The 12,003-nt window shown below is 66.6% G+C and carries 10 protein-coding genes; 1 reads left to right on the top strand and 9 read right to left on the bottom strand.

Translation table 11 applies throughout. The annotated features are described in order from the left end of the window. Positions 1 to 13: 13 nt before the first annotated feature. The 6 genes from VH567_RS07455 to VH567_RS07430 form a co-directional block, all read right to left on the bottom strand. Positions 14 to 613, bottom strand: a complete 600-nt coding sequence (locus VH567_RS07455) for an RNA polymerase sigma factor (RefSeq protein WP_423324633.1) — start codon at positions 611 to 613, stop codon at positions 14 to 16. Positions 614 to 677: 64 nt separating this feature from the next. Next, the gene (gene fucP / locus VH567_RS07450; RefSeq protein ID WP_423324631.1) at positions 678 to 1,958 is read right to left on the bottom strand and encodes an L-fucose:H+ symporter permease; all 1,281 of its coding nucleotides are present in this window, start codon (positions 1,956 to 1,958) and stop codon (positions 678 to 680) included. A gap of 28 nt (positions 1,959 to 1,986) precedes the next feature. Then, positions 1,987 to 2,739, bottom strand: a complete 753-nt coding sequence (locus VH567_RS07445; RefSeq protein ID WP_423324629.1) for an SDR family oxidoreductase — start codon at positions 2,737 to 2,739, stop codon at positions 1,987 to 1,989. Beyond that, entirely contained in the window at positions 2,736 to 4,013 is a 1,278-nt protein-coding gene (locus VH567_RS07440) for an L-fuconate dehydratase (protein WP_423324627.1), read from the bottom strand. Before VH567_RS07440 ends, VH567_RS07445 begins: the two co-directional genes overlap by 4 nt. Next, positions 4,010 to 4,855 (bottom strand): fumarylacetoacetate hydrolase family protein, encoded by an 846-nt coding sequence (locus VH567_RS07435; RefSeq protein WP_423324626.1) that lies wholly within the window; start codon positions 4,853 to 4,855, stop codon positions 4,010 to 4,012. The genes VH567_RS07440 and VH567_RS07435 overlap by 4 nt, the downstream gene beginning before the upstream one ends. Before the next feature lie 10 nt (positions 4,856 to 4,865). Next, positions 4,866 to 5,606, bottom strand: a complete 741-nt coding sequence (locus VH567_RS07430) for an SDR family oxidoreductase (RefSeq protein ID WP_423324624.1) — start codon at positions 5,604 to 5,606, stop codon at positions 4,866 to 4,868. 140 nt (positions 5,607 to 5,746) lie between these two features. On the opposite strand from VH567_RS07430, the gene VH567_RS07425 reads away from it, so the two are divergent. Further along, positions 5,747 to 6,088 carry an L-rhamnose mutarotase gene (locus tag VH567_RS07425; RefSeq protein WP_423324622.1) on the top strand — a complete coding sequence of 114 codons (342 nt, stop codon included), beginning with the start codon at positions 5,747 to 5,749 and terminating at the stop codon, positions 6,086 to 6,088. 46 nt (positions 6,089 to 6,134) lie between these two features. On the opposite strand, the gene VH567_RS07420 is transcribed toward VH567_RS07425, so the two are convergent. The 3 genes from VH567_RS07420 to VH567_RS07410 all read right to left on the bottom strand — a co-directional run bounded on the left by VH567_RS07420 (position 6,135) and on the right by VH567_RS07410 (position 11,969). Further along, entirely contained in the window at positions 6,135 to 7,451 is a 1,317-nt protein-coding gene (locus VH567_RS07420; RefSeq protein WP_423324620.1) for an MFS transporter, read from the bottom strand. A 184-nt stretch (positions 7,452 to 7,635) separates the two neighbouring features. Beyond that, positions 7,636 to 9,438, bottom strand: a complete 1,803-nt coding sequence (locus VH567_RS07415) for an alpha-amylase family glycosyl hydrolase (protein ID WP_423324618.1) — start codon at positions 9,436 to 9,438, stop codon at positions 7,636 to 7,638. A 14-nt stretch (positions 9,439 to 9,452) separates the two neighbouring features. Further along, positions 9,453 to 11,969 carry a TonB-dependent receptor domain-containing protein gene (locus VH567_RS07410; RefSeq protein WP_423324616.1) on the bottom strand — a complete coding sequence of 839 codons (2,517 nt, stop codon included), beginning with the start codon at positions 11,967 to 11,969 and terminating at the stop codon, positions 9,453 to 9,455. Positions 11,970 to 12,003: the final 34 nt, after the last annotated feature.

The raw sequence follows: 12,003 nt of genomic DNA, 5'->3' as shown, positions 1-12,003 counted from the left end.
GCGGGGCAGCGGCCTAACTTGTCGCCTCGATGCGCATGAAGGCGGAGCGCTCGAAACTGCCTTCGTCGAGGAACGTCATCACGCTCTGGCGCGCGCGGAAGATCCGAGTCTTCAGCGTCGCCATCGTGATGCCGAGCTGGTCGGCGGCATCGGCATAGGACAGGTTGCCGTCGGTGACGGACAGCAACGCCGCGCGCTGGTCGACGGTGAGCGCGGCGAGCGCAGCCGACAGATCCGCGTCGAGCAGGATCGTCTCCTGATCGGGCGCCTGCGTCAGCCGATCACCGAAATACTCCTCCCACGGGACCTGCCGGTTCGCCGCCCGTGTGCCCGTCATGAAGATGTTGCGCAGGATCGTCAGCAGCCACGCCTTCAGGCTGGTCCCCGGCTGGAACTGCGCCCGCGCCCGCCATGCCCGCGCGAGCGTCTCCTGCGTCAGGTCTTCCCAGTTGCGATCGTCGAGCCGCCGCGCCACGCTGCGGATCATCGGCAGCAGGTCCGCCACGGCGCTGGCAAAGGCATCCGGCGTGTCGATGCCCGCGCCCGTTTCGCGCTCGGACGACGCAGTCGCGTCTGAAGCCGCGGACCGGCGGGGAACGGATCGTATCATCATCTTGAACGACGGCGTGGTCGCGTTTCGGCGATGAACCCGCGGTTAAGGGGGCGTTCCTCCGGGCCTAGTGGATGCTGGGCTGCGGTGTCTCGTCGGATAATGGCTGTTGCGCGGTCTTCACCGCAAACCCCAACACGACCAGGAAGCACGCCGCCGGCACCAGCATTGCGGTGTCGATCCCGGCAATGTCCGAGATATGCCCCATCAGCCCGGTCAGCACCGCGCCGCCGATGATCGCCATGATGATCAGCGACGCGCCCGCGCGACGGAGCGGCCCCAGCCCGTCCATGCCGAGCGCGAAGATCGTCGGGAACTGGATCGACATGAACAGGCTGGCCAGCACCAGCGCGTACAGCCCGACCTGCCCGCCGACGAACCCGGCGACGCCCGCGAGCACGGCACTGACCACCGCAAAGATCGCGAGCAGGCGAGGGGGCGCGATCCGGCCCATCAGCGCGGTGCCCACGAACCGCCCGATCCCGAACAGCACGAGGCTGGCGAACAGGTAATCGGCGGCGTCGTGCTCGGCCATGCCGGGGACGTTCGCCTGCGCGTACCGGATCGTATAGCTCCACATCCCGACCTGCGCGCCGACGTAGAAGAACTGAGTCACCGTCGCGAAGATCAGCCTTGGGTGGCGGAACACGTCGACGAACCGCGACGGCGCGCCGACGGTCTCTTCCGCGCGGTGTTCGGGAAAGCGGATCACCGCGGCGGCGACCGCGAACAGCAGCACGACCAGCCCGATCACCAGATACGGCGTCTGCACCGCGACGACTTCGCTGCGATAGAACGCCTCACGCGCCGCCGGGCTCATCGCCGCCACCGTCGCCTCGTCATGGACGATCGCCGACAGGATAAAATACTTGCCGATCAGCACCCCCGCGACCGTCCCGACCGGGTTAGCCGCCTGCGCCCAATTGAGCCGCTTGGCCGCGGTCTTCGGGTCGCCCAGCTCTGTCATCAGCGGGTTCGCCGACGTCTCGAGGAACGCGAGGCCACACGCGATCACGAACAGCGCCGCGAGGAAATACAGATACTCGCCGTAATGCGCGGCCGGATAGAACAGCAGCGCCCCCGCCGCATACAACACGAGGCCTGTGACGATCGCGGTCTTGTAGCCCTTCGCCCGCGTCACCAGCGCGGCCGGCACCGCGAGCAGGAAATAGCCCATGTAGAAGGCCTGCTGGACGAAGCTGGTCTGGAAATCGCTGAGCGTGAACGCCTTTTTGAACTGCGCGATCAGGATGTCGTTGAGGTTGTTCGCCATCCCCCAGAGGAAGAAAAGCGCGACCGTCAGCACGATCGCCGGCACATATTTCCTGTCGGCGGTCGTTCCGCTCATGATCCACTCCTGATTATGTTTTTGTTCGTCAGTCTATCGCACGGTCGAGATGGGTGTAGCCGCCATCGACGTAGAGCCATTGCCCGGTCGTGTGGCTCGCCCGGTCGGAGAGCAGGAAGACTACCGTGTCGGCGATCTCGCGATCCTCGGTCATGCGGCGGCCGAGCGGGATGCGCGCGACGATTCCGTCGAGCTTTTCCGCCGGATTGTCGAAGCTGTCGATCCAGCGCTGGTAGAGCGGCGTCATCACCTCGGCGGGGATCACCGCGTTGACGCGGATGCCGTCGCCCCGCAGCGCCACCGCCCATTCGCGGGTCAGCGCGAGTTGCGCACCCTTGGCGGCGGCATAGGCGCTGGTGTCGCCTTGCCCGGTGACCGCGGTCTTCGACGAGATGTTGACGATCGCGCCGCGGGTCTTGCGCAAATGCGGGACCGCGTGATGCGCCATCGCGAAATAATGGACGAGGTTCTGGTCGAGCGAGGCGCGGAACTGAGCGGGGGTCTTGTCGAGGCCGATGTTGTCGTTGGCGCCGGCGTTGTTCACCAGCCCGTCGATCCGGCCGTAGCGCGAAACCGCCGCCTCGACCGCGGCCGCGCACGCATCGTCGTCGGACAATTCGGTCGCAACGAACAGATACTCGGCCGCGAAATCCTCGGGCGCGCTCCGCGAAACGATCACCGGGATTGCGCCTTCCTCGGCCAGTCCGCGCGCGATGGCGAGGCCGATCCCGGCCCCGCCACCCGTGACGATCACGACCTTGCCGTCGAGCCCCAGTTTCATCCGGCGAACCGATAGTCGATCAGCGACTGCGGCTTCATCTCAATCGAATACCCCGGCAGCGTCGGCGGCATATAGGCCGCGTCGCGGATCACGCAGGGGTCGACGAAATGCTCGTGCAGATGGTCGACATATTCGATCACGCGCCCCTCCTTGGTCCCGGAGAAGCAGAGATAGTCAATCATCGACAGATGCTGGACATATTCGCACAGGCCGACGCCGCCCGCATGCGGGCACACCGGCAGGTCGTACCGGGCCGCGAGCAACAGCACCGCGAGCACCTCGTTGACGCCGCCCAGGCGGCAGCTGTCGATCTGCACGACGTCGATCGCGCCCGCCGCCATGAACTGTTTGAACATGATCCGGTTCTGGCACATCTCGCCGGTCGCGACTTTCACCTCGCCGATCGCGTCGCGGATCGCCTGGTGGCCGAGGATATCGTCGGGGCTGGTCGGCTCCTCGATGAACCAGGGTTTGGCGAAGGCGAGCGCGTTGACCCATTCGATCGCCTGCGGAACGTCCCACACCTGGTTCGCGTCGATCATCAGCTTCCGGTCGGGGCCGAGCACTTCGCGCGCGATCGTGAGGCGACGGATATCGTCCTCCAGATCGCGACCGACCTTGAGCTTGATATAGTCGAACCCGGCGTCGACCGCCTCCTGCGCGAGCCGCCGCAGCTTGTCGTCGGGGTAGCCGAGCCAGCCCGCCGACGTGGTGTAGCAGGGGAAGCCCGTCGCCTCGAGATCGGCAATCCGCTCGGCCTTGCCCGCCGCGCGGTTCGTCAGCAGCGTGAGCGCGTCTTCCGGGGTGATCGCGTCGGTCAGGTACCGGAAGTCGATCGTGCGGACCAACTCCTCCGGCGTCATGTCCGCGACAAGGCGCCAGACCGGCTTGCCGACCGCCTTCGCCCACAAATCCCAGATCGCGTTGACCACCGCGCCGGTCGCGAGGTGGATCGCCCCCTTGTCGGGACCGATCCAGCGCAACTGGCTGTCACCCGTCAGGTGCCGCCACATCCTTCCCGGATTCTCGATGATCCAGTCGAGGTCGAGCCCGATGACGAGATGCCGCATCGCCTCGATCGCCGCGACGCAGATGTCGTTGCCGCGACCGATCGTGAAGGTCAGGCCGTGGCCTTCGAGCCCGTCCGTATCGGTGTCGAGCACGACATAGGCGGCTGAGTAATCCGGATCGGGGTTCATCGCGTCGGAGCCGTCGAGCCCCGCGCTGGTCGGGAAACGTAGGTCGATCGTCCTGAGGCCGGTGATTTGCGTCATGCGGCGGCGATCATCGTCTGAATCTGCTCGCCGAGCCCGTCGATACCGAGCCGCACCGTCTGGCCCGCGCGGAGATACACCGGCGGCTTCTGGCCAAGCCCGACGCCCGCGGGCGTGCCGGTCGAGATGATGTCGCCCGCCTCCAGCGTGCAGAAGTCGCTTAGGTAGGAGACGATCGTCGCGACGTCGAAGATCATGTTGGCGGTGGTGCCGTCCTGATAGCGATGGCCATCGACTTCGAGCCACAGGCCCAGTTTCTGAGGGTCGCCAACCTCGTCGGCGGTGACCAGCCAGGGCCCGATCGGCCCGAACGTGTCGCAGCCCTTGCCCTTGTCCCACGTGCCGCCGCGCTCGAGCTGGAACGCGCGCTCGGACACGTCGTGGACGACGCAATAGCCAGCGACATGCGACAGCGCATCGGCCTTGGCGATGTTACGGCCGGGCGTGCCGATGACGACGCCGAGCTCGACCTCCCAGTCGGTCTTTTCCGAGCCGCGCGGGATCTCGACATCGTCGTTCGGGCCCTGGATCGCGCTGGTCCATTTGCCGAACACGACCGGCTCGGCGGGAAGCGCCATGTCGCTCTCGGCGGCGTGGTCCGAATAGTTCAGGCCGATGCAGATGAACTTGCCGGTCCGCGTGACGCACGGCCCGATCCGCGGCGCACCGTCGACCTTCGGCAACGTCGTCACGTCGAGCGCGGCGATCTTCGCCAGCCCCGCGGGCGACAGCAGCTCACCGGCGATATCGCCCAGCTCCGCGGGCAACGCGCGGATAGCGCCGTCCTGATCGAGAATACCGGGCTTTTCCTGGCCGCGCGGGCCGTAACGAAGAAGTTTCATACGATAATCCTTAGTTGACCCAGCCGCCGTCGATCACGTGGACCGCGCCGGTGGTGAAGCTCGATTCGTCGCTGGCGAGATACAGGAACAGCGCGGCGATCTCCTCGGCGCGACCAAGCCGACCCATCGGCTGGCGCGCGACGAACGCGGCGTCGGCGTCGCTGACCGAAATGCTCTGCATGCCGGCCTGCGAGACGATGCGTTCGCGCAGCGACGGCGTCTCGATCGTGCCCGGGCACACGCAGTTGCAGCGGATGCCGCGGCCGACGAAATCGGCGGCCACGGCCTTGGTCAGCCCGACCACCGCCGCCTTCGACGCGCCGTAAGCGTAGCGGTTGGGGATGCCCTTCACGCTGGAAGCGATGCTGCTCATGTTGACGATCGCGCCACCGCCCCGCGCCAGCATGCCAGGCAGGAACGCGCGTGTCATGCGGTGCATCGCGTGGACGTTGAGGTCGAACGACAGCGCCCAATCGGCATCGGTCCCCTGCAGGATATCGCCCGCCGCGACGAAGCCAGCGACGTTGGCGAGGATGTCGATCTCGCCGATGATGCCCGGCAATGCGGCGATCGCGGCGGGATCGAGCAGGTCGACGACATGATGCTCGACGCCCTCGATCGCCTGCAACGCGGTGGCATCGCGGTCGAGTGCGAACACCCGCGCGCCCTCGTTACGGAAGCGTTCGGCGGTCGCGCGGCCGATACCTTGTGCCGCCGCGGTCACCACGGCGGTCTTGCCCGACAGTCTCATCCCATCTCCTGCGCGTCATTGTGCGTTTGGGTGCTTTTATTAGTCAAAGTGGCTTTTGGGAAGGGGGGCGGTATCATGCGCGCTTGAATTGGCCCGCGGACGACGAGACCGGGGCCGATCGAGCACGAGAGGAACTGAGAATGGCATATCGGATCGTAACGGCGCTCGACCTGGTCGACGATGCCGCGCTGATCGCCGCCTATCGCGACCGGCATGCCGTCGGGGCGGTCTGGCCCGAGATCGTCCGCGACATTCGCGACCGGGGCTATCTCGCGATGGAGATATGGCAGGTCGCCGACCGACTCGTGATGATCGCCGAGGTCGAGGACGATTTTCCGCGTGTCGCGGACCCGGCGGTCCAGCCCAGGGTCGCGGCGTGGGAAGCGGAGATGGACCGGTACCAGCGACCGATCGACCCGACCGGCGCGAAATGGATGGTCATGGAGCGCATCTTCTCGCTCGCGGATCAGCCGTCCGGGTGATGGCACCAGCGATCCCCGCCCGACGGCGTGCCGCCCGTCCGCGTAACTATCGCCGTTGCGGCATCGTCACGCGAGTCGTCGCGATCGCGCCCAGCACCATCAGTGCACCGCCGAGATACAGGATATTGCGCGGCTCGCCGGCCAGCACCGAATGGTAGAACAACGGCACGGTCAGGCTCTCGATGATCATCGGGATGACGATGAACATGTTGAAGATGCCCATGTAGACGCCGTTGCGCTCGGGCGGGATCATGTCGATCAGCATGATGTACGGATTGCCCATCATGCTCGCCCAGCCGATGCCGATGCCTAGCATCGCGACGAACAATGCCGCCTCGGTGCGCAGGCCGGGGATCGCCAGCATCGCCACGCCCGATGCGAGCAGGCATGCGGCGTGTGCGCTCTTGGCCCCCCAGCGGCGGGCGAGCGGGACCAGCGCGATCGCCGCGACGAACGCGACGGCGTTATAGAAGGCGCCGAGCTGGCCGACGGTGAGCACGGTATCGCGGAACGCTCCGCTCTTGGCATCCGACGTGCCGTGCAGCGAGCGCGCGACCGCGAAGGTGATGAACTGCCAATAGGCGAACATTGCATACCATTGGCACAGCATCGCCAGCGCCAGCTGCCGCATCGGCTTGGGCATCTCGACCAGCGCAGTCTTGAGGTCGCGCAGCGTACCACCGAGCGTCAGCGGCTCCTTCGCCAGCCGCACCTTTTCCTCCTCGGGCAGAGGCAGCTCGGGGACGCGGACGACCGACCAGACGATCGTCGCCAGCGACAGCACCGCTCCGATCAGGAACGCGATCCGCGTGATGTCGGGAATGCCGTTGCCATCCACGGCGTCCTTGTTGAAGCCTATCCACACCAGCAGCGACGGCGCCAGATACGACAGCGTCTGCGCGAGGCCGGTAAACGCGGATTGCGTCAGGAAGCCGGCAGCGCGCTGATCATCGGGCAGGCGATCGCCGACATAGGCGCGGTACGGCTCCATCGTCACGTTATTGGCCGCATCGAGCACCCACAACAGGCTGGCGGCCACCCACAAAGTCGGGCTGTACGGCATCGCCAGCAGGCACAGGCTGCACAGTATCGCGCCGATCAGGAAATAGGGGGTGCGGCGGCCGATCCGGGTCGAGGTCCGGTCGCTCATCGCGCCGATCAGCGGCTGGATCAGCAGGCCGGTCATCGGCCCCGCCAGCCACAGCAGCGGCAGGCTCGCCTCGTCCGCGCCGAGATAGCCGTAGATCGGCGCCATGTTGGCCTGCTGCAGCCCGAACGAGAATTGCAGCCCGAGGAACCCGAGGTTCATCTCGATCAGGCGCATGAGCGACAGGCGAGGCTTGGTCATGAGGCCGAGGTTCATCAAAATGCCCCTTGTACGCGATGGTCCGGCGCGGCCCGATCGATCCCCCCCCGCCAGGGGGAGGTGGCTGGCACTTGCCAGACGGAGGGGGAGGACACGAAACAGCGGTTCCTCCTTACCTCCCCCTCCGTCAGGCTATGCCTGCCACCTCCCCCTTGCGGGGGAGGATTGCGAAATTGCACGCTCATGCCGTCGGGCCTGCCCAGACGACGCCCCAGGGTTCGACGACAAGCGTGCCCCCGCAAAGCTGTTCCGACAAGCGATCCTGCCAGCCCGGTAGACCTTCGACCTGCGCGGCAGCGTCGGAGAAGTTCAGGAACACCCGGTCGCTACCGCAGCCGATCCCGAGCAGGGCAGCCGAGCCCGTCGTGATCGCAACCGGCGAACCGGCGCCGCCACTCGCGATCCGCGCGGACCGCAACGCTTCCAGATCGCCACCGATCCGCCGCGCGGCGGGGCCATCGAGCGCCGTCCAGTCCATCTCCGGCCGGTGCAGCCAGCGGCCTTCATGCGCGCGTTCGGGATCGCTCAGATAGCTCGTGTCGTTAAGCAGCCCCGCCTCGTCACCCATGTACGTCGTCGCCAACCCGCCACTCGCGATCGACAGCGCATTGAGCAAAGCGATCCGGCGGAATGCCATTTCGCGCGCATCATCGTCCGCCGCGGCCTCAAGCCCGGCCAACGACGCCATCGTGCCGTTCGAGCCGTGCAGCACCGAGCCGTCGGACTGGAACGGCGCACCGCGCGCCCAGCTGCCATCGCCGCCTTCGAGGAACCGCGCCGCCGTCTTCAGCCGCGCGATCGGATCGGGATCGATCCCGGCGAGGTCGCCGATCACCGCGCCCCAGCCGATATCGTCGTGGCAGCGTGCGTAGCTCAGCCAGTTTGCGCCGCGTGGCAGGCCACCGCTCGCCTCGACGATCGCGTGAGGCAGGGTGGCGGACTGTTCGGCCAGCGCGACCCAGCCCGCGACCATCAGCGAATTGTTATAGACCAGATGGCATTCGGGCTCGAACCCGCCATCCCAATCGGACCCTTCGTCAGCCCCGAAATACGGTGGCACGAGTGCGGTCGGCACGATCGCCTCGGCCTTCAGCAGCGTCGCGGGCGCGACGATGTCGAGCGCAGCCCTGAGCGCGCGGACGATGAAATGCGCCTCCGGACGGTTGCGGCAATCGGTGCCGAGCTGCTTCCACAGGAACGCGATCGAATCGAGCCGGAACGCCTCGAAGCCGTGGTTCGCCAGCTGCAGCATCGTATCGACGATCGCCAGCATGACCTCGGGATTTGCCCAGTTCAGATCCCATTGGAACGGATAGAAGGTCGTCCAGACCTGTCCCCCCATCGCCGGCACCGCCGTGAAGTTGCCTGGTGCGGTCGTCGGAAACACCTCGGGGAGGGCGGCTTCATACGCCTGCGCCTCGTCCTCGCTCACGACGTGATAGAAGGCCCGGTAATAGGGATCGCCCGCCCGCGCCGCCTGCGCCCAGGCATGATCGTCCGCGGTGTGGTTCAGCGCGAGATCGACGCACAGGCTGATCCGCCCCTCGCGCAGCCGGGCTGCAAGCCGCTCGACATCGCCCATCGTCCCCAGCCGCGGTTCGATCGTGAGATAATCCGCGACCGCGAACCCGCCGTCGCTGTCACCCTCCCGCGCCTTCAGCAACGCGAGCAGATGCAGATAGCGGACCCCGAGCAATTCGAGATGGTCGACCTTGCCGATCAGTCCCTCGACCGTGCCTGCGAACCGATCGACATAGGTCGAATAGCCCAGCATGTCGGGCGCGACGAACCAGTCGGGATCGGCCAGCCGCGCCTCGTCGAGCGCGACCATCGCCGCCGGCCGCTCGCTCGCCCGGTCGCGGAGGATCGTCTCCATCCGCGGCCAGAGCGCCGCCAGCCGATCGCTGCCGTACAGCCGTTCGAGCTGGCGTTTGAGCCGGGGGGCGAGCGCGTCGAGACGGCGCTCGGTGGAGGAGAAAGTCACGCTCACCCGCCCGATCAGAAGCCGACGCGGACCGCGGCGGAGATCGTCCGGCCGGTGATCGAGCGCGCACGGACGATGCCGTTGGTCGGGATCGCGCCTTCCTCGGCCTCGGTGATGCCCTTCACGTCGAACAGATTGTTGCCGTTGACCGACAGCGTGACGTTCTCCGCCGGGCGTACCGAGACGAATGCATTGACCTGCGTATAGCCGGGCATCTTGAGGACGTTGTTGTCCTGCGCGAAGCTGTCGGTGGTGCCGATCACGTTCGCGCCGACGGTCAGCCGGCCGACATCGACCTGTGGGGTCGCCTGGAAGATGAACTTGGCCTGGCGGCGCGGGCGGTTGCCCTCGACCGCGGGGTTGAGCACGTCCTTGGTGATCTCCGCATCGGTATAGGTGCCGCCGGCCGACAGCGAGAACGGTCCGCGAGCGATCCGGCCCTCGAGCTCGACGCCCTTCGCTTCATATTCGCGGTTGAAGAAACGCTGCGTCGTCGCCTCGAAATTCTGCTCCTCGGTGCGCGCCCAGAAGCCGGTGGCGTAGAGCGAGAGACCGTTCTGGCGGAACTTGAAGCCACCCTCGAGCTGGCGGACGAAATCGACCGCGGCGCCTTCGTCGGTCAAGCCGCCGGTGGTCGTGTTGATCGACGGGCCGAACAACAGGCGATCGGCGTTGGCACGGCCGCCGCGGCTATACCGGGCGAATACCGCGGTGCTGTCGGTCAGGCGATAGTTCGCGCCGCCCGAGTACGACAGGTAATCGTAATTATAGTTGAGCGGCGAACGACGGTCCGGAATCACCGCGACCTGGCGCTCGGCGGCCGAGATCACGCCGTCGCCGTTGATGTCGAAGGTCGTGATGCCGCTGCCGAAGCCCGCACCCAGATCGGCGCCGGCGACGCTGCCCCGTGCGCGACCGAAATCGTAGCGGAGCGAGCCGTCTATGTTGAACCGGCCGATCTCCAGCCCGAGCTGCGCGAACGGTGCGTAGGTCGTGTAGTCGAGATCGTACGACCGACGGCAGCAATTGCCGAAGCCGCTCGCCGAATAGCCGGGGACGCCGTTCTGCGTGACCGGCACGCCCGCCGCGGTGCGGATGTCGACCAGTTCCGAACGGCCGTCATCGGCGACGGTCTGGACGAACGAGTTCCACAGCCAGTCGGTCTTGATGTCCTGGCGCGACGCATAGAAGCCGCCGGTGATCGCCAGCGTGCCCGACCCCATCGGCACCGAGCCGTTGAGGCGGATGTCATTGGTGATGTTGTTGAGGCTCTTCAGGTCGACGTCGAACAGCACGACGTTCGCCAGCAGACCATTGCCGTTGAGCGACGCCGGGTTGGTGATCCGCTGGCCGTTCTGCGATCCGCTGGCGTAGAACAGCTGTGCGCCGGCGCCACCGATGCCGTTGGCGATCGTCTGCGCCGAACCGACGGCCGACGGGAAGGGCGAGGTGAAGCCGCCCGAGATGTCCGAATAGCGGAACCGCTCGACGATGTTCCAGCCGTCGGCGACCGGGATCTGCGTCTCCAGGCCCGCGGAATAGACGACGGGATGCTGGCCGTCGCGGATCGAGCGCGTGACGAGCTGGTTGTTACCGTCGAGCGTCTGCACGGTGCGGATGTTGCCGCTGTGCAGCGTGCCGTTGTTGATCGAGAAATTGGTGATGTTGCTGTAGGTCGGGTCGCTGTTCGTGCCGCTCACCTGCACCGGGTTCGGGAGGTAGCCGATCGCGCGGTCGTCGAGATACTTGCCGTACAGCCGGACATAGCCGCCATTGCCGAACGACTTGGTGACGTTCGCCTTGAACTGGCCGCCCTTGACGCCGTCATAGCCGACCTGCCGCTGGCCGTCGCCGATCCGGTAGAAGCCGCCGAAATGATAGGTAAGCGTGTCGGACAGCTTGCCGCCCTGGTCGAAATCGACGCGGAATTCGCGGTAGTCGAGCCCGCTGGTCAGCTGGAACGCGCCGCCTTCCTGTTCGCCGGTCTTCGAGATGAAGTTGATGACGCCGCCGGGCGAGTTCGACGCGAAGGTCGAGGCCGAGCCGCCGCGGACCGACTCGATCGTCCGCACGTTGAAATCGGCGCGCAGGAAGATGTCGGCGTTGCCGAACGTGATGTCGCCGAATTCGAGGATCGGCAGGCCGTCTTCCTGCAGCTGGAGGAACTTCGACCCACCCGATGCGACCGGCAGGCCGCGGACCGAGATGTTCGCGTTGCCGTCGCCGCCCGAGGCCTCGACGCGGATGCCGGGGAGGTTGCGGAGAAGCTCGCCCGAGGTGCGCGGTGCGAGCTGGACCAGCGTGTCCGAGTTGATCGAGCTGGTCGTGATCGACGTGTTGAGGCGGTTCGTCCCGCGCGCGACCGCGGTCACGACGATGTCGTCCTGCGGTGCGTCGGCGGGGGCGGCTGCAACGGGTGTGGTGGCTGCATCGGTCTGCGGATCGGCGGTCTGCGCCGACGCCCCCGTTGCGAACGATGCGGCGAAAGAAGCGGCGGCGATGCCGGCCAGCAAAACGTGACGAGTGTTCATGCGATCCTCCCTGCGGGGTGGCTTTCTGTGAAGC

Source organism: Sphingomonas sp. 4RDLI-65 (assembly GCF_049472435.1).
In the GTDB taxonomy this organism is placed as follows: domain Bacteria; phylum Pseudomonadota; class Alphaproteobacteria; order Sphingomonadales; family Sphingomonadaceae; genus Sphingomonas.
This window is presented reverse-complemented; position numbering and strand designations above follow the sequence as displayed.

What these genes read in the sequence shown, in the direction of transcription:
- VH567_RS07455 (WP_423324633.1), bottom strand. Translation starts at nt 613, where the DNA reads ATGATGATACGATCCGTTCCCCGCCGGTCCGCGGCTTCAGACGCGACT.
- fucP (WP_423324631.1), bottom strand. Translation starts at nt 1,958, where the DNA reads ATGAGCGGAACGACCGCCGACAGGAAATATGTGCCGGCGATCGTGCTG.
- VH567_RS07445 (WP_423324629.1), bottom strand. Translation starts at nt 2,739, where the DNA reads ATGAAACTGGGGCTCGACGGCAAGGTCGTGATCGTCACGGGTGGCGGG.
- VH567_RS07440 (WP_423324627.1), bottom strand. Translation starts at nt 4,013, where the DNA reads ATGACGCAAATCACCGGCCTCAGGACGATCGACCTACGTTTCCCGACC.
- VH567_RS07435 (WP_423324626.1), bottom strand. Translation starts at nt 4,855, where the DNA reads ATGAAACTTCTTCGTTACGGCCCGCGCGGCCAGGAAAAGCCCGGTATT.
- VH567_RS07430 (WP_423324624.1), bottom strand. Translation starts at nt 5,606, where the DNA reads ATGAGACTGTCGGGCAAGACCGCCGTGGTGACCGCGGCGGCACAAGGT.
- VH567_RS07425 (WP_423324622.1), top strand. Translation starts at nt 5,747, where the DNA reads ATGGCATATCGGATCGTAACGGCGCTCGACCTGGTCGACGATGCCGCG.
- VH567_RS07420 (WP_423324620.1), bottom strand. Translation starts at nt 7,451, where the DNA reads ATGAACCTCGGCCTCATGACCAAGCCTCGCCTGTCGCTCATGCGCCTG.
- VH567_RS07410 (WP_423324616.1), bottom strand. Translation starts at nt 11,969, where the DNA reads ATGAACACTCGTCACGTTTTGCTGGCCGGCATCGCCGCCGCTTCTTTC.